At 68.4% G+C, this 19,874-nt stretch carries 20 protein-coding genes; 4 read left to right on the top strand and 16 right to left on the bottom strand.

Annotated features, from left to right (window positions below):
* Positions 1-23 precede the first annotated feature (23 nt).
* Complete coding sequence (locus B5V46_RS01015) at positions 24-1,262, top strand: folylpolyglutamate synthase/dihydrofolate synthase family protein (protein WP_369822850.1); 1,239 nt, start codon at positions 24-26, stop codon at positions 1,260-1,262.
* A 40-nt stretch (positions 1,263-1,302) separates the two neighbouring features.
* Here B5V46_RS01015 and zapE read toward each other — a convergent pair whose 3' ends face one another.
* The 7 genes from zapE to mbfA form a co-directional block, all read right to left on the bottom strand.
* Positions 1,303-2,382, bottom strand: a complete 1,080-nt coding sequence (zapE, locus tag B5V46_RS01010) for a cell division protein ZapE (RefSeq protein ID WP_080614862.1) — start codon at positions 2,380-2,382, stop codon at positions 1,303-1,305.
* Positions 2,383-2,432: 50 nt separating this feature from the next.
* Entirely contained in the window at positions 2,433-3,350 is a 918-nt protein-coding gene (locus tag B5V46_RS01005) for an alpha/beta fold hydrolase (protein ID WP_080614861.1), read from the bottom strand.
* Positions 3,347-4,261, bottom strand: coding sequence for an ornithine cyclodeaminase family protein (locus B5V46_RS01000; protein WP_080614860.1), 915 nt, complete (start codon positions 4,259-4,261; stop codon positions 3,347-3,349). Before B5V46_RS01000 ends, B5V46_RS01005 begins: the two co-directional genes overlap by 4 nt.
* On the bottom strand, positions 4,254-4,895 hold the full coding sequence (locus B5V46_RS00995) for an HAD-IA family hydrolase (RefSeq protein ID WP_080614859.1): 642 nt from the start codon (positions 4,893-4,895) through the stop codon (positions 4,254-4,256). The genes B5V46_RS01000 and B5V46_RS00995 overlap by 8 nt, the downstream gene beginning before the upstream one ends.
* Before the next feature lie 75 nt (positions 4,896-4,970).
* Positions 4,971-5,420, bottom strand: a complete 450-nt coding sequence (locus tag B5V46_RS00990) for a YaiI/YqxD family protein (RefSeq protein WP_080614858.1) — start codon at positions 5,418-5,420, stop codon at positions 4,971-4,973.
* Positions 5,421-5,438: 18 nt separating this feature from the next.
* Positions 5,439-6,269: an S-formylglutathione hydrolase gene (gene fghA / locus B5V46_RS00985; protein ID WP_080614857.1), complete on the bottom strand. Its 831-nt coding sequence runs from the start codon at positions 6,267-6,269 to the stop codon at positions 5,439-5,441.
* A gap of 128 nt (positions 6,270-6,397) precedes the next feature.
* Positions 6,398-7,375, bottom strand: a complete 978-nt coding sequence (gene mbfA, locus B5V46_RS00980) for an iron exporter MbfA (RefSeq protein ID WP_080614856.1) — start codon at positions 7,373-7,375, stop codon at positions 6,398-6,400.
* A gap of 393 nt (positions 7,376-7,768) precedes the next feature.
* On the opposite strand from mbfA, the gene B5V46_RS00975 reads away from it, so the two are divergent.
* Positions 7,769-7,963, top strand: coding sequence for a hypothetical protein (locus B5V46_RS00975; protein WP_080614855.1), 195 nt, complete (start codon positions 7,769-7,771; stop codon positions 7,961-7,963).
* Positions 7,964-8,008: 45 nt separating this feature from the next.
* Here B5V46_RS00975 and B5V46_RS00970 read toward each other — a convergent pair whose 3' ends face one another.
* Positions 8,009-8,737 carry an NYN domain-containing protein gene (locus tag B5V46_RS00970; RefSeq protein WP_080614854.1) on the bottom strand — a complete coding sequence of 243 codons (729 nt, stop codon included), beginning with the start codon at positions 8,735-8,737 and terminating at the stop codon, positions 8,009-8,011.
* A gap of 111 nt (positions 8,738-8,848) precedes the next feature.
* The gene (locus tag B5V46_RS00965) at positions 8,849-9,295 is read right to left on the bottom strand and encodes a cytochrome c (RefSeq protein ID WP_080614853.1); all 447 of its coding nucleotides are present in this window, start codon (positions 9,293-9,295) and stop codon (positions 8,849-8,851) included.
* A 536-nt stretch (positions 9,296-9,831) separates the two neighbouring features.
* Between B5V46_RS00965 and B5V46_RS00960 the strand changes: the two genes are divergently transcribed.
* Entirely contained in the window at positions 9,832-10,176 is a 345-nt protein-coding gene (locus tag B5V46_RS00960; RefSeq protein WP_080614852.1) for a DUF2794 domain-containing protein, read from the top strand.
* Here B5V46_RS00960 and B5V46_RS00955 read toward each other — a convergent pair.
* The 3 genes from B5V46_RS00955 to B5V46_RS00945 form a co-directional block, all read right to left on the bottom strand.
* Positions 10,173-11,033: an NlpC/P60 family protein gene (locus B5V46_RS00955; protein ID WP_080614851.1), complete on the bottom strand. Its 861-nt coding sequence runs from the start codon at positions 11,031-11,033 to the stop codon at positions 10,173-10,175. The genes B5V46_RS00960 and B5V46_RS00955 overlap by 4 nt on opposite strands.
* Complete coding sequence (locus B5V46_RS00950; RefSeq protein WP_080614850.1) at positions 11,030-12,439, bottom strand: M17 family metallopeptidase; 1,410 nt, start codon at positions 12,437-12,439, stop codon at positions 11,030-11,032. Before B5V46_RS00950 ends, B5V46_RS00955 begins: the two co-directional genes overlap by 4 nt.
* Positions 12,440-12,509: 70 nt before the next feature.
* Positions 12,510-12,947, bottom strand: a complete 438-nt coding sequence (locus tag B5V46_RS00945; RefSeq protein WP_155773875.1) for a hypothetical protein — start codon at positions 12,945-12,947, stop codon at positions 12,510-12,512.
* A 91-nt stretch (positions 12,948-13,038) separates the two neighbouring features.
* Between B5V46_RS00945 and B5V46_RS00940 the strand changes: the two genes are divergently transcribed.
* Positions 13,039-13,689 carry a carbonic anhydrase gene (locus tag B5V46_RS00940; protein ID WP_080614848.1) on the top strand — a complete coding sequence of 217 codons (651 nt, stop codon included), beginning with the start codon at positions 13,039-13,041 and terminating at the stop codon, positions 13,687-13,689.
* Positions 13,690-13,735: 46 nt separating this feature from the next.
* Here the strand turns inward: B5V46_RS00940 and B5V46_RS00935 are convergent, their stop codons facing one another.
* The 4 genes from B5V46_RS00935 to B5V46_RS00915 form a co-directional block, all read right to left on the bottom strand.
* Positions 13,736-15,388, bottom strand: coding sequence for a DUF4139 domain-containing protein (locus B5V46_RS00935; RefSeq protein ID WP_080614847.1), 1,653 nt, complete (start codon positions 15,386-15,388; stop codon positions 13,736-13,738).
* A 416-nt stretch (positions 15,389-15,804) separates the two neighbouring features.
* A complete protein-coding gene (locus B5V46_RS00930; RefSeq protein WP_080614846.1) occupies positions 15,805-16,827 on the bottom strand; it encodes an aspartate-semialdehyde dehydrogenase in 1,023 nt (340 codons plus the stop codon).
* Positions 16,828-16,905: 78 nt separating this feature from the next.
* Entirely contained in the window at positions 16,906-18,036 is a 1,131-nt protein-coding gene (locus B5V46_RS00925) for a capsular biosynthesis protein (RefSeq protein ID WP_080614845.1), read from the bottom strand.
* Positions 18,037-18,907: 871 nt separating this feature from the next.
* Positions 18,908-19,678: a glycoside hydrolase family 26 protein gene (locus tag B5V46_RS00915; protein WP_231119184.1), complete on the bottom strand. Its 771-nt coding sequence runs from the start codon at positions 19,676-19,678 to the stop codon at positions 18,908-18,910.
* Positions 19,679-19,874 lie beyond the last annotated feature (196 nt).

Below are 19,874 nucleotides of genomic sequence, written 5' to 3'. Positions count from 1 at the left end.
CCAGCGACGTCCTCCTCGAGCGGATGATGGCGCTGCATCCCAAGGTGATCGACCTGGTCCTGGACCGGGTCTGGCGCCTGCTGGCGGCGCTTGACCATCCCGAGAGCCGGCTTGCCCCGGTCATCCATGTCGCGGGCACCAACGGCAAGGGCTCGACTCTGGCGATGATCCGCGCCGGGCTCGAGGCCGGGGGCGCCCGGGTACAGGCCTATACCTCGCCGCATCTGGCGCGGTTCCATGAACGGGTCCGGATGGCAGACGGGCCGATCGCCGAAGCCGCGCTGGCTGCGGTGCTCGAGGAGTGCGAGCGCGCCAATGGCGGCGCCCCGATCACCTATTTCGAGATCACCACCTGCGCGGCCCTTCTGGCCTTCGCCCGGGAGGCGGCCGATTACTGCCTGCTCGAGGTGGGCCTCGGCGGGCGGCTCGACGCGACCAACGTGATCGAGACGCCTCGCCTGACGGTGATCGCGCCGGTCTCGATCGACCATCAGCAATACCTGGGCGAGACCCTGGCCGAGATCGCCGGTGAAAAGGCCGGGATCCTCAAGCGCGGCGTGCCCTGCGTGGTCGGCCCGCAGGAGGAGGCGGCGATGGAGGTGATCGAGGCCCGCGCCGCCCGGCTGGGCGCGCCCCTGATCGCCCATGGCCAGCACTGGCATGTCTGGGAGGAACGCGGGCGGCTGATCTTCCAGGACGAACGCGGCTTGCTGGACCTGCCGATGCCCCGGCTCATCGGGGCGCATCAGGTCGCGAATGCGGGGGCCGCGCTGGCCGCGCTGCGCGCGCTCGGCCGGGACGAGACCGCCTGCGAGGCCGCGATGACCCGCGCCGACTGGCCCGCCCGGCTGCAGCGGCTTCGTCACGGGCCGCTGGTCGACGCCGCGGGCCGGGCCGAGCTTTGGCTCGACGGAGGTCATAACCCGGCCGCCGGAAAAGCGCTGGCAGAGGCCGTGACGCGGCTTTCACCAAGGCCGCTGCATCTCGTCTGCGGGATGCTGAACACCAAGGATGTGGCGGGCTTCCTGAAACCGCTCGCGGCTGTTTCCGACAGCCTGACGGCCGTGTCGATCCCGGGCGAAACCGCCACCCTGCCCGCCGAGGCGACCCGTGCAGCGGCCGATGCCTCAGGGTTCCGGGCCGATACCGCCGCGGACGTGGCCGACGCGGTCGCCCGGATCGCCGCTGCCACGCCCGAAGCGCGCATCCTGATCTGCGGCTCTCTTTATCTCGCGGGCCGGGTCCTGCGCGAAAACGGCTGACCCCGACCCCGAATTTTCGTTGAAAATTCGCGCCCCGCCCTTAGCCGCGCGCCCAGTCCGCGCCTTGCATCTCGCGCAGACGGCTCGCCGTTCGCTCGAACTCGAAGGTCCCCTCGCCTTCGAGATAAAGCATCTCGGGCGCCGCCGCTGCCGAGGCGATCAGCCTCACCTTCCCCTCGTAAAGCGCATCGATCAGTGTCACGAAGCGCCGCGCCTCGTTGTAATTCTCCGACGACAGCCGCGGGATGTCCTCGAGGATCAAGACCCGCACCGCCTGCGCTATGGCCAGATAGTCGGCAGGCCCCAGCGGCCTTGCGCAAAGATCCCAGAAGGTCGCCCGCGCCACCCCGTTATGAAACAGCGGCAGTTCGACCGGACGCCCCTGCACCCGCAGTACCAAGGACCGACCCTCGCCATGGGTGAAATCCTCCCAGATCGCCGCCATCCGCGCCCGTGCGGCCCGGTCGGACGGGGTGAAATAGACTTCTTCCCCGGTCAGCCGGTTCTGCCGATAATCGGTGGCCGAGCCAAGCTCCATGACCTCCAGCCGCTCTTCCAGCATCCGGATGAAGGGCAGGAACCGCTCGCGCTGCAGCCCGTCCTTGTAAAGCTCTGCAGGCACCCGGTTCGAGGTAGTCACGACCGTCACCCCGGCCGCGAAGAGCAGCTCGAACAGCCGGCCCACGATCATCGCATCGGTGATGTCGACGATCTGCATCTCGTCGAAGCAAAGCAGCGTCAGGCCCTCGGCGATTCCGGCCGCGACAGGCTTCAGCGCATCGTCCGCCCCCTTGGACCGCGCCGCATGCAGCCCGCGATGCACCTCCTGCATGAAGGCGTGGAAATGAACCCGCCGCTTGCCCCCGATCGCGACCGCCTCGAAGAACAGATCCATCAGCATCGACTTGCCACGCCCGACGCCGCCCCAGAGATAAAGCCCGCGCACCGGCTCGGGCGGAGGCGCCTTGCGGAAGAACCCGCCCCGGGGCGCCGGCGGCGGGTTTTCAAGCGCCTGCCGGATCCGCTCGAGCGGCGCCAGCGCCGCGATCTGGGCCGGGTCGGGGCGCAGATCGCCACGGACCGCGCGCGCATCGTAAAGGTTTCTCAGTGTCTCGCTCATGGCCCGGATCTAGAATGCCGCAACATGGAAGGAAAGCGGAACGCATCGCCTCAATGCGTGCAGGCGGCAGGAATTTCATCCAGGATCGCGGCAACATGGGTGACCGGCAGGCCATGGCCAGCCTCCGGCAACAACAGCTGACGGGCGCCGGGATTGAGCGCGGCCAGCCGCGCGCGCGCCCCCGGCGCGATGACCTCGTCCTGCCCGCCCCAGATCGCCTGGACCGGCATGGTCGCCTCCGCCAGAGCTCGATGCGCGCCCGACAGGTCCTCGGCCAGCATGTGTCGCAGGCTCGACAACACCGCAGGCAGGAAGCCGCGAAACCGGGTCTCGGCACTCTGGGCCGCGCTCAGGGTCCCGGGCAGGCCATAGGCCCTGTCGGCCGCCCGCGCCATCCGCCGCAGCACGACCCCGCCGATCACCGCCATCAGCCAGTCGCCGATCCCGGGCAGCCGCACCGCCAGATCGGCAAGCCGGGGCGGGGTCTGGCCCAGACCGGCCGGCGCCAACAGCACCAGTCGCCGCACCCGGCCGGGATGGGCCGCGGCAAAGGCGGTCAGGATCGCGCCGCCCATCGAATAGCCGACAAGCGTCAGATCGCCGCCGAGCCCGCGCGCCTCGAGAAGCGCCTCGAGCTGGGACAGGAAAAACGCCCGGTCCTGCGCTCCGCGCGGCCGGTCGGAAAAGCCCCGCCCGTAAAGATCGTAGCGCAGCACGCGGTAGCCCCTGGCAGCGAGCCCCCCGGCCAGCCGGTCTAGCATATGGCTGCCGATGGTCAGCCCGTGCAGCAGGACCGCGACCGGCCCGTCTGCCGGGCCGTCCCACACAAGATGGGTCCGCCCCTCCGGCAGAGAGCAGAACTCTCCCGGGGCCTCCGAGCCGTCGCGCGCCGCGATCGGGCGGCGCAGCGCCTCGGCCAACGGCCAGGCCGCCACCAGCAGAACAGCCGTCAGAAGCCCCCAGATCATGCGCCGTACCAGCTGTCGAGGATATGCCGCGCCGTCATCAGGTCGAGATGGGCACCGCCGCCATTCTTGAACAGCGTAATCTCGTCCCTGTCCTCGCGCCGGAACCGGCCCGCAGCCAGATCGTAGTAATCGGCCAGCACATCTTCCGGCCCGATCGCCCCCGAGGCCAGCGGGATCTTCAGCTCGCCGATATGCCCCAGCACGGTCTCGCGGCTGTCGACAAAGACCCGCGCCCGTTGCAGCGCCCGGTCGTCGGCTTCGCGCATGTCGGGCCGGAATGCGCCGATCAGATCGATATGCTGGCCCGGCCGCAGCCAGTCGCCGCGGATCAGCGGCTCGGTCGCCATCGTCGCCGAGGTCACGATATCGGCCTCCCGCACCGCCGCCTCGAGATCGGTCGCGACGGCCGCACCGAGCCGCCCGGCCAGATGCCGGGCGCGCGCCTCGGTGCGGCTCCAGATCGCGAAATCCGCCTCGGGAAAGGCGCTCCGATAGGCCTCGACCAGAGACCGCGCCACATTGCCCGCACCCAGCACCAGAATCCGGCGGCTGTCGTGCCGGGCCAGCCGGGTGGCAGCCAGCAGGCTGTCGCCCGCGGTCTTCCATTTCGTCACCAGATGGAAGTCGACCATGGCCTCAAGCCTGCCATCGGCATCGGAATAAAGACAGACCCCGCCATTGACCGCAGGAATGCCACGGGCGTCGTTGCCCGGAAAGATCGTGGCCGTCTTCACCGCAAGCCCCAGCCCGTCGATCCAGGCCGCACGGTTCAAAAGCGTATCCGCTCCGCGATAAAGAAAGCTGTCGGCGATTTCGGCCCGGGGCAGGGCATGGCCCCGCGCGAGCGCGTCGCAAAGCCCCGGCCAGGTCAGGACCCGCTCCCCCTCTTCGAAGCCGATGGTATCAGGCATCGGCCAGCACCCCCTCGGCCAGAACGGCGGCATCCAGCACGCCTTCCGAAACCAGCCGCGCGGCCCAGCCCCGCGCGCCCTCGAAAAGATGCGTCTTCCAGCCCCGGGCAGCGGCCGCGGCGATGTTCTCGGCCTTGTCATCGGTGAAGATCAGCCGCCCGGGCGCGACACCGCTGTCGGTTTCGAGGATCTCGTAGATCCGGGGAGCGGGCTTCATCGCCCGCAGCCGGGCCGAGACATAGGCCCGGTCGAAAAGATCGAAGAACGGATAGGCGGCGCGCGCGATGTCATAGGTGGCATCGCCGAAATTGGTCAGCGCAAAGACCGGCAGGCCCCCGGCCTTCACCGCCTTCAGAACGGCAACGGCGTCCGGGAAGGCCGGGCTGGCCATCTCGAGCCAGTCATCCTGCCACATCCGGATCTCGGCCTCCCAGGCAGGGTGACGCGCCGCCAGCGCCGCGACCGCTTCCCCGAGATCGTCGCCCCGGTCGACGCCCTCGTTCATGCCGTAGAGATCGACCTCGGCGAACAGGGCACGGCGGCGATCCGGGCCGATGCGGTGGTCGTAGAAGGCTTCGGGCTGCCAGTCGATCAGCACACGACCGATATCGAAAACGACGGCGTCGATGGGCATGATGTCTCCTGTCGGCGGGATCTTGGCGGGCAGCCTAGCCCCGGAGCCCGGATTGTTGAAGCCAGCCGCCGCCGTCTAGCGCCGCGCCGCCGCTGTCAGCTCGCGTTCCAGCGCATCGAGAAAACGCGAGCGGTCGGCCTTGCCGAAGCCCTTGCCGCCGCCCTGCCGGAACGGATCGGCGGCGCGCAGATCGGCCATCAGGTCGCGGGTGGCAAGCTTCTGGCCGATATTGGCCGGGGTGAAGGCCTCGCCCGTATGGTTCAGCACCCGCGCCCCCGCCGCCACGGCCTTCGCGGCCAGCGGGATATCGGCGGTGATCACCACATCGCCGGGCCCGGCGCGCTCGGCGATCCACTTGTCGGCCTCGTCGGGCCCCTCGGGCACATAGACCATGCGCGCCAGCGGGTGATCGAGGGGCCGCAGCCCGCCATTGGCGACATATAGCACCTCGGCGCCATGGCGCTCGGCCACGCGCAGCACCTCGGCCTTGACCGGGCAGGCATCGGCATCGACATAGACCGTCACAGCCGCCCCTCCGCTCCCTCAGCGATACAGCGCCTCGGCATGGAAGGCGACATGGTCCTCCATGAAGGTCGAGATGAAGAAATAGCTGTGATCATAGCCCTTCTGCATCCGGAAGACGCCCGGATGCCGGGTCTCGGTCATGGCCGCGGCAAGCGCCTCGGGCATCAGTGCATCGATGAACTGATCGCCGGTGCCCTGGTCGATCAGCATCGGACCGGCAAAGCCGTTGGCGCGCAGGGACAGGCAGGCATCGTGGCGGGTCCAGTCGACCCTGCCCTCGCCCAGATAGGCATAGATCGGCTTCTTCGCCCAGTCGGACTGGCTGGGATGGGTGATGGGGGCAAAGGCCGAGACGGCGGCATAGCGCTCGGGATAGGCCATCGCCAGGGTCAGCGCGCCATGGCCGCCCATCGAATGGCCGCAGATCGACTGGCGTTCGGCGTCAATGGCGAAATTCGCGGTCAGGAGACGGGGCAGTTCCTCGGCGATGTAATCCCACATCCGGTAATTCGCGGCCCAGGGCTCTTCGGTCGCGTTGACGTAAAAGCCCGCACCGGTTCCGAGATTGTACATCGGGTCGTCGGCGATGCCCTCGCCACGCGGCGAGGTATCGGGAAAGACCAGCCCGATCCCCTGCTCGGCCGCCCATTGCTGGGCCCCGGCCTTGGTCATCGCGTTCTCATGGGTGCAGGTCAGCCCCGAAAGATACCACAAAAGCGGCACCGGACCGGTCCCGGCCTCTTCCGGCAGGAACAGCCCGAAGGTCATGTCGCAGCCACAGGCCTCGGACGCATGGCGATAGACGCCCTGCACCCCGTTGTAACATCTGTTCTCGGAAACGGTTTCCATTCGTCATACTCCCCAGGCTCGCTGCCAACAGGGCTAGCGCGGCAGGCCATGCAGGGCAAGCGCGCCGCCGCCCTGCGGGCAAAACGCGCATCGCGGGGCCCGACTTTTCGCAGAAAAGTCGCCTGCGCTCAGCCCGAGCCGATCAGCACCCCGGCGGCGAAGACCAGCGCACCGCCCAGCACCACCTGGAAGGCCGCGCGGAAGAACGGCGTATCCATGTATTTCTTCTGGATCCAGGCGATTGCCCAGAGTTCGCAGAACACCACCGCCATGGCGATGCCGGTCGCGGTCCAGAAATGCGGAATGAGATAGGGCAGCGCATGGCCGAGCCCGCCGACCGCCGTCATCACCCCCGAGGCGATCCCGCGCTTCAGCGGCGAGCCCCGCCCCGAGATCGCGCCGTCATCCGAGGCGGCCTCGGTGAAACCCATCGAGATCCCGGCCCCGACCGAGGCCGCCAGCCCGACAAGGAAGGTCGTGCCGGTATCCTGGGTCGCGAAGGCGGTGGCGAAGATCGGCGCGAGCGTCGAGACCGAACCGTCCATCAGCCCGGCCAGCCCGGGCTGGACCCAGGTCAGCACGAACTGGCGATGGGCGGTCCGGCGCTCGCGCTCGACTGCATCGCTATCGAGCCGGGTGGCGACCAGCCGGTCGGCAACCGCCTCGTGCCCGGCCTCGGCGGCGGCCAGATCGCCCAGCAGCTTGCGCGTCACCGCATCCGTCGCCCGCCCGGCCGCGCGCAGATAGAAGTCATGCGCCTCGCGCTCCATCCTCTCGGCCTCTTCGCGGATGCGCTCGATGCCGAGATTGCGCATCAGCCAGACCGGTCGGCGCGCATAATAGCCCGCGACATGCTCGCGCCGCAAAAGCGGGATCGCCTCGCCGAACCGGGCGCGGTGGGTGTCGATCAGGCGGCGGCGGTGGTTGTCCTCCTCCCTGGCCATGGCCTCGAAGACCTGCGCGGAGTCGGGATAATCGCTGCGCAGCTGCTCGGCATAGCTGCGGTAGATGCGGGCATCATCCTCTTCGGAGGAAATCGCGAGCGCCAGGATTTCCTGTTCGTTCAGGTCTGAAAAGCGGCGGCGCTGGGAAAAGCCGGGGATCATCGGAAGGCTCCAGTTTATAATAGTTCTAATCTATAGCAGCAATCCGAGCCCCCGCAAGAGCGGGAATGCCGCAGCCCGTCCATGGGGAACCAGAGCCGCACAGTCCGGCACGCGCCCGAAGGCCCAGGGCCCCATGACCGCCAGAACGGACCGGATCGGCAAGGGACGCAAAGCAGACCAGGGGCGCGAAGGCGTCCGGGAGGGGGCTGCGCGACAGCGTCGCACGCGTCCCGGCAAGGGACCATCGCGGGCAGGGACACTGTCTTGAACGCCACGCTTTACAGTGACGTCCCCGACAAGCAGTGCCTGTTCTTCACGATGCTGCGGACTTAATGCGACCGCTCGGCCGGAGCTGCGCCAGACCTGATCGAGCCGACCTCCCCGGCCGAGACCATGCTGAAGGCGGCGCCCCGGCATATCGTCCCGAACCTGCTCTCCGAGATCAGCCAGTCAGTGTTCCGGATCTGTCTGCTCGAATCGGATCGCCCCCAGGATCTGGGCATGGCCTACCGCTGCTCCGATGCGCTTGCGCAGCGGGAGCGCGTTCGACGCGGCGGGGCGGGGCGGGTGAAGGCAGGGTGGCGATGATCCCCCTGCGCGCTCCGGGCACAGACCGACGCTGACGGCCGGATCTCAGTCCAGCCGACGGACCAGAAGCTGGTTGCCGACCTGTCTGGTCTCGAAGCGTTTGAGCTCGCGCACCAGGTCTGACAGCTTGCGCTTTCCATAGGTCCGGGTATCGAAATCGGGATTGTCCGCCGTGATGAACTGGCCGATCTGACCCAGCGTGAACCAGTCGTCCTCCTGGTTGATCTTGTCCATGGCGCGGACGATCAGCTCTGACACTTCATGCGGCGGCCGTTTGCCTGCGGGCGTCGGTGCCGGTTGCGCCTTGTCGCGGGGGGCGGCGGGCGCGGGCTCTTCGACGATATTCTCGATCAGCACGAAGCGGTTGCAGACATTGCGCAGCGAAACCGGCGTCTTGGCCTCGCCGATCCCGATCACGTCCAGCCCGTGTTCCCGGATCCGGCTGGCCAGGCGGGTGAAGTCGCTGTCGGACGAGACCAGCACGAACCCGTCGAAGCGGCCCGAATGCAGAATGTCCATCGCATCGATGACCAGCCCGATATCGGAAGCGTTCTTGCCCTTGGTATTGGCGGTTTCCTGATGCGCGACCAGCCCGAGGGTCAGGACCTTGTCGGCCCAGGGCTTGAGCCGGTCCGAGGACCAGTCGCCATAGACCCGGCGCAGCGCAGGCTCTCCGAAACCGGTGATCTCCTTGAGAATCGGCTCGGCATGGCGGGCAGGGATATTGTCGGCGTCGATCAGGACGGCCAGAAGCGGCGGCTTGGTCTCGGGCATGGCTGTCTCTGGGTCGGGGTTGCGGTCCGGGCGACATATCGCCCGGACCGACCTATAGCCCAACCGGCCCGGAGACGAAAGCAGGGACCGGGTCGGTCCCGGTGCCGGCGGTCAGTTCTTGACGCGGTAATCGTCGTGGCAGGATTTGCAGGTCCTGCCGATCTCGCCGACCGAGTTCCGCAACGCGTCCAGCGAGGCCATATCGGCCGATCCGGCCGCCGCCTGCAATGCTTCGGCCTTGTCGGTGAAATCGCCGAAATCTTTCCAGATCGCGGGCTTGGCTTCCGATTCCGGATCTTCGGCCTGCGTCTCGAACAGGCCGGGCACCTTGTCGGCGGTCTCGGCAATGACCGCTGCGGCCGCCCCGGCCGCCTGGGCGTCGAAGGCAGCCTTTCCCTTGGCCATGTCGGCGATGGACTTCATGTTCTTGCCGATGGTCTCCATGGCTTCCTGCCGGGCCTTCACGGTCGGGTCGGTGGCATCGGCCGCATGGGCCAGCGTGGCCGCCGCGGCAGCCAGCGCGAAGATCGTCACTCGGGTCATACGCCTTGTGGTCATTCGGGTCCTCCTGATTGACCTGCCCAGCCTAAGCCGGAATTGCGACAAAATCCGGTCACAACGCCGTGGGGTCGGCCCGAAGAAGGAGGGAGAGCGCGGCGGAAGAGGCCCGAGCCTCGGGAGCCCCGACCATTCCGACCCGGCAGGGTGTCACCGCGCAGATCAAGGGAGGAGCACGAAGGGACCGAAAATTCTTGCAAGGAATTTTCTGCCCGCGGATCGCTATCCGGGACCTGCAAGGCGGATGCGAGGCAGCGCCCGGGATCTGACCGCATGAGGAAGAGAAGCGGTCGACCAGAGGACAAAATTCTTTGCAAGAATTTTGACTTGGCCGACCGGAGTGGGAGGTATTCCCCGGTGCCGCAGGCTGGGTGGGGGCTGTATCGCCGCGGCACCGGGTCTAGCTTTTCGCTATGCCCCTTTATGGACAGGGTTCCGGGCACCGACAGGATGCAGAGAGGCCGAAGCCCGGGTCTTTTCGGGGCAAAACCCGGGCGGCTCTTGATTTGCGCGCCGGGGGGCGGCACCTTCGGGACATGAGCGCCATTCCTCCCATGCCGGCCCCAACCGAACGTCCCGCCGAACAGGTTGCCTTCCACCGCAGCGAACTGGGGGTCATCCTTCCCCTTTACGGCCGGATGGTTGCCGCGGGCGAATGGCGCGATTACGGCATTTCCTGCCTGCGCGACGCCGCCATCTTCTCGATCTTCCGGCGCACTGCCGAACATCCGCTCTACCGCATCGAGAAGCGCCCGCGCCTGCGCGCGCGACAGGGGATGTATTCGGTGATCGCGATGGACGGCCGGATCCTCAAGCGCGGCCATGACCTGCCCGGCGTGCTGCGGGTGCTCGAACGCAAGCTGATCCGGCCTGTCGACTAGTCCCCGCCAAAGGGCATGCGGCGATGCGCGGTCGGGCGGCCTTCGCCCTGGGCCTCGATCCGGACCACGGCATCGGCGATCCGCTCATAGGCCACCGACATCGTGTGCCCATTGGCATGGATCAGCACCTCGGCATCGACGGCCAGCGCGACATGACCGCGCCAGAACAGCAGATCGCCGCGCTGAAACGGCGTGCCTTCCGGCAAAGCCTCGCCCAATCCGCGCTCCTGCTGATCGCTGTCGCCCGGACAGTCCAGCCCGGCGGCGCGCCAGGCAGCCTGGACGAGCCCCGAGCAGTCGATCCCCCAGACCGAATTGCCGCCCCAGAGATAGGGCACGCCGAAAAAGAGCTGCGCCACCGTCACCGGATCGCGGAACGGCACGTTCAGCGGCCGCAAATGGACCTTGGGCACGAACCAGCCTTGCGCAGTCTCGAAGAACCCGCCCGCGGCCGAGACCACGCGCAGCTCGGAACCGAAGGACAGCCCCATCAGTTCGGGCCGCTTTAGATCGGGCGCGGAATAGGCGTGGCTGGCCGGCACCGCCACCCGGTGGGTGGGCGCCGGAGCATCGGCGGCCAGCGCCCCGGCCGCGACATAGCCCACGAACCCGTCGCGCGCGGCCCAGCCGAACCCGACCCCGTCATGAACATCGAGCAGCTCGAAGGCCTCGCCCAGCACAAGCTGGCGCTCGCGCGGGCCATTGGGCGCACGCAGCAGATCGATCACCGGCCGGATGACCCGCCAGCGCTCGGGCTCTGCATAGCGCGGCGCCTCGACCACGCCCCTCAGCCGGGACGCCGCGACCCGGTCATTCGCGGGCGTCTCGCGCCGGTCGCGGTCCGCCGGACCGCTCACAGCCCCGGACCCTCGGCCCGCCCCCCGGGCAGAATGCCGGGCAGCGCCCCGAGGATCGCGCGCGCGCCCTGCCCGACACCCCCCTTGGGGCGGGCCGGGGCATCGGAAGGCTGCCAGCCATAGATGTCGAAATGGGTGTAGCGCGTCTCGCCGACAAAGCGGCGCAGGAACAGCGCGGCGGTGATCGACCCGGCAAAGCCGCCCTTGGGCGCATTGTCGAGATCGGCGATGCCCGGCTCGATCATCGCCTCATAGGGGGCATGAAACGGCATCCGCCAGACCGGATCGGCCCAAAGCCCCCCCGCCTGGGCAAGCGCCCCGGCCACGGTCTCGTCGCCGGTATAGAAGGGCGCGATATCAGGCCCCACGGCCACCCGCGCGGCCCCGGTCAGCGTCGCCATCGAGATCAGGGCGTCGGTCTCTTCCTCGGCGGCATAGGCCAGCGCATCGGCCAGTACCAGCCGCCCCTCGGCATCGGTATTGTTGATCTCGACCGTCAGCCCGTTGCGCGCGGTCAGGATGTCCTGCGGCCGCATCGCATTGCCCGCGATGCTGTTCTCGACCGCCGGGATCAGCACCCTCAGCCGCAGCGGCAGGCCCAGCGTCATGATCGTCGAGGCCAGACCCAGCACCGTGGCCGCGCCGCCCATGTCCTTCTTCATCAGCCCCATCGAGCTGCCGGGTTTGACGTTCAGCCCGCCGGTATCGAAACAGACCCCCTTGCCGACCAGCGTCAGCCGCGGCCCGGCCGTGCCCCAGTGCAGATCGAGCAATCGCGGTAGCTGGGCGGCGGCGCGGCCCACGGCATGGATCATCGGGAAGTTCCGCGCCAGAAGTGCCTCGCCCCGGATCGCCTCGAGCGTCGCGCCATGGGCTGCGGCCAGCGCGGCCACCGCCTCTTCCAGCGCCTCGGGGCCCATATCCGAAGCCGGGGTATTGATCAGATCGCGGGTCAGCACCTCGCCCGCCGCCATCGCCTCGAGCCGGGCCGGATCAACGCCCGCAGGCGCCTTGAAGCTGGCGCGGGGCGCGGCGGATTGCGCCCGGTAGCGGTCGAAGCGATAGCCCGAGAGCAGAAGTCCCAGCGCCTCGGCCTCGAGATCGGCGCCGGTCAGCGCCGTGTCGAGATGCCAGGCGCCCTCGGGCAGGCGCCCCGCGACCGCGGCAAGGTGGAACCGGCCGCGCGCCCGGGCCGCTGCCGTGCCATGGCCCGCGACCGCCCCCGCGACGGTACCGTCCGGACCGGGCAAGAGCTGGAACTCGCCCAGACCGGCCGCGAACCCCGTGGCGTCGAGCCAGGCCATTTCGGCCTCGGTCCGGCCGGATCGCCAGGTCTCGAGAGCCTCCTCATCGACGACGAAAAGCGGGCGCGACGGCGCGGCGGAGTCGGCAAAGCGGGGGCACATGGAGCGGTCCTTCGGGTCTGGTCGGAATGTGCCCAGAGCCTAGTCTCTTCCGCGCGGCCCGCAAGCCGGTTCAGCCCGAGCGGTGCTGAAGCGCTTCGGCCAGCCGGAACGACCGCACCGCGACCCGCTTGAGCCGGGCCAGCGTGGCGTCGATGGCGACCGGATCGCCCGACTGCGCCGCGCGCGCGACATTTCGCGCGGCCGAGGAAAGACTGATCATCCCCATCGTGTCGCCAAGGGCGCGAATTTGTCCGGTCAGATCGATGCAATCCTTCGGGCATATCTGGCCGACCGCCAGATCGAGCCCCTCGATCAGCGTCTCGAGCCGATCGATCGACAGGACGATCAGATGAGACGCCCTTACCTCGCCCAAATCGACGAACATGTCAGCCAGGCGCTCGGAATCCAGCCGCAAGGGCTCCTCCTGGCGCATCGTTACGACGTTGGACACCTTGCGCACCCTCCGGTCACCACACCTCTGGCGGGCACCCTCGCCCAGCAGCGTCAAGAAAGCGTTGCCAGCGGCGCGGGAAATAGCTCGAATTCCCGCCAATTGCAGCTTATGCAGCCGGGTAGGAAATCGGGGAGAAGCCGCAGAGATGAAGAACGCACGCCCGCTGCCCAGCTATCTAGTCCAGCGCTATCACGGCTGGAAAGCCACCACCCATGCCGAGAACAAGGCCTGGTACCGTCGCCTCGCCGAGGACGGTCAGCGCCCGCGCGCGATGATCATCTCCTGTTGCGACTCGCGCATCCATGTCACCTCGATCTTCGGGGCCGACGAGGGCGAATTCTTCATTCACCGCAACATCGCCGGTCTGGTGCCGCCCTGTGCGCCCGATGGCGACCATCACGGGACCTCGGCCGCGGTCGAATATGCGGTGACGGTGCTCAAGGTCGCCAACCTGCTGGTGGTCGGCCATTCCAATTGCGGCGGCGTCCGCGGCTGCCATGACATGTGCGCGGGGCTCGCGCCGCAGCTTGAGGAAAAGACCAGCTTCATCGGCCGCTGGATGGACCTTCTGCGCCCCAGCTACGAGCGTCAGGCCGGTATCGCCGACGAGGCCGAGCGGCTGCGCGCCATGGAGAAGGAAGCGGTGCTGGTCTCGATCGAGAACCTGATGACCTTCCCCTTCGTCAAGGCTGCGGTCGAGGCCGAATCGCTGACCCTGCACGGGCTCTGGAACGATATCGGCGAGGGCGCGGTGGAATGCTACGACCCCGAGTCCGGGCGGTTCCTGCCGGTCTGAGCCCGGCGGAACCGGCCCTGCGGGCCTGCCTCGGTGCGGGCCTGTCCTAGTCGAGAACCTTGCCCTCGGGCCAGACCATCCGGTGGCTCAGCGTCACCTCGCGGGTCGCGCCGGGGGCAAGCTCGAAACGCCATTCCAGAATGCCGCGCCGCCCGTCGCGATCAGTCGCCGCAGGTGCCGGATCGGCCTGCCAGGTGATTTTCAGATCCTCCTGTTCCGAATAGGGCACCCGGTCGAGAAGCCGCACCGGCCAGGTCTCGCCGGTCAGGTTCTCGACCGCGATCCGCACCGCCTCGGACTGTTCGTTCGACTTCTTCAGAACGCCCCGGTCGCCCTCGTTGCGCTCGCTCACGGTGCGGGTCAGCCGAAGCCCGTCGATCGGGCCGAAGGGCAGGTCGGCCTTGCCGCCCGCCGGTATCAGCCCGGTCGGATGCTGGCCGACGAAGCGACCGTCTAGATAGAACATCGCCTGCGCGCTCGGCAACACGATCTCGTCCGTGCCATTGACGATGGAGGCCACCAGATAGGCGCTTTCATCGCGTTCGGGCACCGCCTCGGCCAGCAGCTCGGCGGGCATCTCCAGATCGTCCAGCGCAAGCCGCAGAGTATCGGCCCCGGTCGCGATATCGACAGCCACCGGATAGTCGTAATGGACCGCGAGCCCGTCGAAGGCAGTCGCCTGGCCCCGCACCGGCGCCGACGCTGCTGCGATCGCCCCCCTGGCCGGTGCCAAGCGCATGATGTCGCCGCCCCGAACGACCGACGCTTCGGCCTCGGCCGGATCCGAGATCCGGCGCAAGAGCGGCCAGAGTTCGCTCGGCGCGGTCCTTCCGCCGGGACGCGCGGTCGACAGGCCCAGCGCGACACCTGTCCAGTTCTCGCCGGTCTCCTGCGCCACCAGCGCCCCGCGCTCGATCCTGACCCGGCTTTCCGCGCGGTCGAGCCGGATATCGTAGACCGGGGCCCAGCGCGCCGTGTTGACGGTATAGCCGACCGTGACCCTGCCCCCCGTCAGACCCCCGGCCGGGTCATCGCCCAGTCCTTCTGCGGCCGTCACCGTGATCGCCAGCATCGCCCGCGCCCCATCCTCGGGCACCAGCGCGGCCAGCGCCTGCCGGGCCTCGTCCAGCGCCTCGCGCAGCGGCTGAAGCCCCCGCTCGGCCGCATCGGCGCGGCCCCGGGCGGCGATGGAGTCGGTCAGCGCCGTCTGGGTCTCGGACCCGATCATCCGCGCCAGCGCCTCCAGATCGCCGACGGTCATCGCCGCGGCGCCCTCGCCCTGGCCGAGCCGTCCGAGGAAGGCCGCGCGCGCCTCGGCGCCCTGCGCCTCTGCCCGGATCCGCGCCACCCCGGCCTCGGCCGCCTCGAGGGCCTGACGCCGGCGCTCGACCTCGGCCTCGGCCTCCGAGATCTCGGGCGGCGTTGCCGCACCGCGCGGCATCACGAAATCGCGCCGGGCCGAAACGCTGCCCAGCCTGGCGCCCTCGACCGAGACCCGGACCGTGCCCAGCGGCGTGGTTCTGGGCAGATCCGCCAGGATCAGGCGGTGGGTCCCGGCCGGAAGCTCGAAATCCGCGCTGCGCGTCACCGCCGCGCCGTCTGGAAAGAGCGTGACCGCCTCGACCCGGCTGGAAACGAGGATGTCATCGGCCCAGCTCGGAAAGGGGATGAGGATCAGGCAAAGGGCAAGGGCTCGCATCTTGTCGCTCCGAAGGCTTGGGAATCCGAAAGCTGAGGATCTTGGAGGAAGATTGCGGACCGGCGGGCGCGCGCGCAAGCGAAACCCAGGCATCGGCAACGCGCCGCCGGCAAGACGGGCCGGATCACGGCCGCGTCGCGCGCAAGACGCGCCCTCTGTCTGACGCGAGCCCCCTCACGGATGAGACCGGAGGCCTGGCCGCACCACAGGGAAAAGGGATGACACTGTAAGGCGTGGCCGGGCGAGGGCGCGGTATTGCCGGGGCTGCCACCCCGTCTCCGCCCAAGGGCACCATCCCACCAGAGCGGTTGCCGGGGCTCGCGCGCCCCGGATCACTTCCTGGCCGGGGCTCCGCCCGTTCGCAGCTCAAACGCTCCACTAGAGCGGTTGCCGGGGCTTTCGCCCCGGATCGCTGCTCACCCCTTCTTCAGCACCCGCTGGCCGAGGACTTCGGCGATCTGAACCGCGTTCAGCGCCGCGCCCTTGCGCAGGTTGTCCGAGACGCACCACAGGTTCAGACCGTTCTCGATGGTCGAATCCTGCCGGATCCGGCTGATGAAGGTGGCGAAATCGCCCACGCATTCGACCGGGGTCACGTAGCCGCCATCCTCGCGCTTGTCGACGACCATGATCCCGGGCGCCTCGCGCAGGATGTCGCGCGCCTCGTCCTCGTCGAGGAACTCCTCGAACTCGATATTGATCGCCTCGGCATGGCCGACGAAGACCGGCACCCGGACGCAGGTCGCGGTGACCTTGATCGCGGTATCGACGATCTTCTTGGTCTCGGCGACCATCTTCCACTCTTCCTTGGTCGAGCCGTCATCGAGGAAGACGTCGATATGCGGGATCACGTTGAAGGCGATCTGCTTGGGATAAACCGAGGGCACAACCTCCTGGCCCGGCACATACATGCCCTTGGTCTGCAGCCACAGCTCGTCCATCGCCTCCTTGCCCGAGCCCGACACCGACTGGTAGGTCGAGACCACGACACGCTTGATCTTCGCGCGGTCATGCAGGGGCTTCAGCGCCACCACCATCTGCGCGGTCGAGCAGTTGGGGTTGGCGATGATGTTCTTCTTCGAATAGCCATGGATCGCGTCGGCATTCACCTCGGGCACGATCAGCGGCACGTCCGGATCGTAGCGGTAGAGCGAGCTGTTATCGATCACGACACAGCCGGCCTTGGCGGCCTTGGGCGCGTATTCCTTCGTCGCATCCGAACCGATGGCGAACAGCGCGATATCCCAGCCGGTGAAGTCGAAGGTGGCCAGATCCTGGGTGGTGATCGTCTTGTCGCCAAAGCTGCATTCGGTGCCGAGCGAGCGGCGCGAGGCAAGTGCGGCGATCTCGTCCACCGGAAACTCGCGCTCGGCGAGGATGTTCAGCATTTCGCGGCCCACGTTCCCCGTGGCGCCGACGACAGCGACCTTGTAGCCCATCTCTGGCTCCCTTCAGGCAAGTCCTGATTTCAGTGCGTGGGAGCCATACAGGAAAGCCGGATGAGGCGAAAGGCCCGTTCAGGGACGCGCTGCGGCAAGGATGCGGGCCAGCGCGGCCGCCTCGATGCGGACGCCCCCCCCGGGCGTCTCCTCGAGTTTCGGATAATAGACCCGGTCGAGATAGCTCATGAAGGCGGCCCGCAGCGCCGGGTCGAACCCGAGATCCCCGGGCGCGGCCAGCAGGGCAGTCAGCGCGGCCTCGCTTTCGGCCGGCGTGGTCAGCCCGGGAATGGCGAAGAAGGCCTCGCCCAGCACGATCACCGGCTTGTCGTGGAAGAAGGCCTGCAGCCCCATCGAGGAATTGATCGTGATGACGGCTTGCGCGGCGGCAAGCTGGGCGAAGCTGTCGGTGGCATTGTCGATCACCAGCCTCCCCCCGGCCGCAGCCACCGCCTCGGCCAGCAGCCGGGCCAGCGAGGTCTTCGCCGAGGGATGCTCCTTCAGCCGGATATGCCAGCCGCCGGGCAGCGCCGCCGACGCGCGGGCAAGCGCCGCGATCATGCCCTCGACGCTTTGCACCCAGCCCGCGAACATCGTGATCTGGCTGTCATTGGGCACCTGCAGCGGGCAGAACAGGAACGGCCCCGCCGCGCTCAGGGCTTCGGCGCCCGCCTGCCCGACATCGGCCCGGCGCGAGGCCCGCGCCACCAGCCCCTGCCCCAGCGCGCGCCACGCCTCGCCCTGCCGCGACGGGTCGGCCGCGGCCCAGTCGAGATAGAAGCCGGGATCGCGCGGCAGGCCATTGCGCGCATTGACCCCCACCGGGTCCAGCGTCACCCGCCCCGGAAACGGCGCCAGTTCCGCGAAGATCCGCCCGGCACCGGCATCGGCCGCGCCCTCCATGAACGCCCGGCGCGAGCCGGTCAGCCCGTTCCAGCAGACCGCGAGCCGGTCGGGATGGCGGGTGAAATAGCGCCGCGACCAGTTGTATTGCGCCGCGATAAGGGCCCGCTTCAGCGCGCGGCCCAGACGGCCCTTCGGCTGGCGCTTGGCGACGGCCAGTGCCTCTCTGGTGCGGGCGCGGGTTTCGGGAAAGCCGCGAAACGACAGCCCGATCAGCGGCAGCCGGTGGCCGCCCCCGGCGGCAGCGGCAATGGCGCGGAAGATCGCGTCCTTGCGCCGGGTCCAGCCGGCCAGATAGGCGATCATCGGCACGGCTCCGGACCTGCGCGTCTGTCGGCTGTCATCGGGGGCCCCCTTTCAGATCCTCGCGCCCCGGGCATAGACCAGCTCTGGCACGGCAGCAAAGGGTTGCGCGCCGGGAGGACGGCTCCGGCGGGACCTGGCGGGCGACGATCCGTCGAAAACGGTCGGTGGGGAATAATCGGGACAGACGATCAGCGGGAGACGCAGCGCGGACGCTGGCCGAAGCCCGCGGGCGAACAGATATGCGAGCCCCGCCCCTGCCGACGATCCAAGGCCAGAACGGCGGCCTTGCGCGCAGCCTTGCCCGACCGCGGCGGTTCCGGTTTCGATCCCGGTTTCGGCGCGAGCCAGTGCAGGACCGACGTGCCGGGAATGGCCTTTTCCGAACGGAAGCCCTCGGCCGAAGCCGCACCGCCAGGGCCTGAGACCGCCATCCCGACCGAAACCGCCATCCCGATCAGAAGGACCGCGCAAACCGTGAGCCAACCCGCCCTCGACCAGCCCGCCGGGCGCAGGAAAGAAGCCTATTCGCAATGCGACATGACTCGTCCCCCTTGCCGTCTCGACACCCCTGCCCCGTGGCTTGCCCTTGCCCCCCTGCCCCGTGCCCCCTCCGGCCCCTTGACCTTCTCCTCCGGAACAGACAGGCACGCAGCGCGCCGGACCCGACTCAAGGCCCAATTGAGAATCCACGGACGCGACAAAGACTATCCGGCAAGCGGTTCCTTTCCGTGGCATCGCGAGGGCAAAGAGCGGATCCCGACCGCATCCGCGCCTGCCCGGTCGGGTGCGGCGCAACGGGGCCGAACCCAACAAGGACCGACCCCGTCAGATCTTGCCGAAAACGGTGCCTGAACAGGCGGCTGACAGCAATTCAGGGCGCGATGATGCGGTCGCCGACCTTCCAGTCGGGCAGGCCATAGCCATCGGGCCAGGGATAGACCTCGATCTGATTGAAATAGATCACCGCCACCAGATTGGGGAATTCGGGAAAGATCTGGCGAACCTCCGAGGTCCATGTCGCGACATAGTCCTCACGCCCCGGATAGCCGAGTTCGGCCACCACCACCGGTTGACCGAAAGGTGCGACACGGGCATGGCGCGGCGCCAGGATCGACCTAAACGACTGTTCCTCGCCGAGGATCGCGGTCTCCCAGGGCTGAAGCCCGAAGACCGAGAGCCCGACGATATCGACATAGTCATCGCCCAGCGGCGACCACATATGGGCCACCTCGGGCGCGGTCTCGCGGCAGATGTCGACCATCCGGCGATAGGCGGCCTTGTATGTCCCGGGATCCCAGCCCGCCCAGATGAACTGGCCGCTCGCGTCTTCCATCTCCTGCGCCCAGCGCACGGTGACCGGGCTTTCGAACAGGTTCAGAACCGCGCAGATCGAGGCCATGTAGCTGTCGTACTCGCCCGAGGCGATCCCTTCTTGCAGCATCCCGGGGGTGCTGCGCTCGGACCGGTTCCAGGTCCAGGGCTCTATCGTGGCCAGAACCGACCGGCCACGGGCCCGGGCATAGGCATCGGCATCGATCAGGCTGGGCAGGTACACGTCCTCCCAGGGCAGGAACAGATGCTCGATCGACACTTCGGGATCGTCGGCAAAGGCACCGTCGGGATCGTAGACCCCGAAGGGCATCTCGCCGGGAGGCGCCTCGACCGAGTCGGCCGGCCGGCCCGGCCGACGCCGCGACGGCAAGGCCCAGGGCGGCGATCGGGCCGCAGAAGGCGATGACCGGGTCAGGTCTCATGGATGCTGCTCCTCATGGTCGGCGGGCTTTGAAGCTGCGCCCGAAATCCACAACATAATGCAGCCTCTTGCGTCTCCCCTGCCC

The organism is Rhodovulum sp. MB263, from assembly GCF_002073975.1.
Classification (GTDB): Bacteria; Pseudomonadota; Alphaproteobacteria; order Rhodobacterales; family Rhodobacteraceae; genus Rhodovulum.
The sequence above is the reverse complement of the archived record's forward strand: the minus strand, read 5'-3'. Positions and strand labels throughout refer to the sequence as shown.

Excerpts from the sequence above, each read along its gene's own strand:
- B5V46_RS00925 (WP_080614845.1), bottom strand. The coding sequence starts at position 18,036 with ATGATCGCCTATCTGGCCGGCTGGACCCGGCGCAAGGACGCGATCTTC.
- B5V46_RS00930 (WP_080614846.1), bottom strand. The coding sequence starts at position 16,827 with ATGGGCTACAAGGTCGCTGTCGTCGGCGCCACGGGGAACGTGGGCCGC.
- B5V46_RS00950 (WP_080614850.1), bottom strand. The coding sequence starts at position 12,439 with ATGTGCCCCCGCTTTGCCGACTCCGCCGCGCCGTCGCGCCCGCTTTTC.
- mbfA (WP_080614856.1), bottom strand. The coding sequence starts at position 7,375 with ATGATCCCCGGCTTTTCCCAGCGCCGCCGCTTTTCAGACCTGAACGAA.
- B5V46_RS00960 (WP_080614852.1), top strand. The coding sequence starts at position 9,832 with ATGAGCGCCATTCCTCCCATGCCGGCCCCAACCGAACGTCCCGCCGAA.
- B5V46_RS00970 (WP_080614854.1), bottom strand. The coding sequence starts at position 8,737 with ATGCCCGAGACCAAGCCGCCGCTTCTGGCCGTCCTGATCGACGCCGAC.
- B5V46_RS01015 (WP_369822850.1), top strand. The coding sequence starts at position 24 with ATGATGGCGCTGCATCCCAAGGTGATCGACCTGGTCCTGGACCGGGTC.
- B5V46_RS01005 (WP_080614861.1), bottom strand. The coding sequence starts at position 3,350 with ATGATCTGGGGGCTTCTGACGGCTGTTCTGCTGGTGGCGGCCTGGCCG.
- zapE (WP_080614862.1), bottom strand. The coding sequence starts at position 2,382 with ATGAGCGAGACACTGAGAAACCTTTACGATGCGCGCGCGGTCCGTGGC.
- B5V46_RS00940 (WP_080614848.1), top strand. The coding sequence starts at position 13,039 with ATGAAGAACGCACGCCCGCTGCCCAGCTATCTAGTCCAGCGCTATCAC.
- B5V46_RS00935 (WP_080614847.1), bottom strand. The coding sequence starts at position 15,388 with ATGCGAGCCCTTGCCCTTTGCCTGATCCTCATCCCCTTTCCGAGCTGG.
- B5V46_RS01000 (WP_080614860.1), bottom strand. The coding sequence starts at position 4,261 with ATGCCTGATACCATCGGCTTCGAAGAGGGGGAGCGGGTCCTGACCTGG.
- fghA (WP_080614857.1), bottom strand. The coding sequence starts at position 6,269 with ATGGAAACCGTTTCCGAGAACAGATGTTACAACGGGGTGCAGGGCGTC.
- B5V46_RS00995 (WP_080614859.1), bottom strand. The coding sequence starts at position 4,895 with ATGCCCATCGACGCCGTCGTTTTCGATATCGGTCGTGTGCTGATCGAC.
- B5V46_RS00975 (WP_080614855.1), top strand. The coding sequence starts at position 7,769 with ATGCTGAAGGCGGCGCCCCGGCATATCGTCCCGAACCTGCTCTCCGAG.
- B5V46_RS00915 (WP_231119184.1), bottom strand. The coding sequence starts at position 19,678 with ATGCCCTTCGGGGTCTACGATCCCGACGGTGCCTTTGCCGACGATCCC.
- B5V46_RS00965 (WP_080614853.1), bottom strand. The coding sequence starts at position 9,295 with ATGACCACAAGGCGTATGACCCGAGTGACGATCTTCGCGCTGGCTGCC.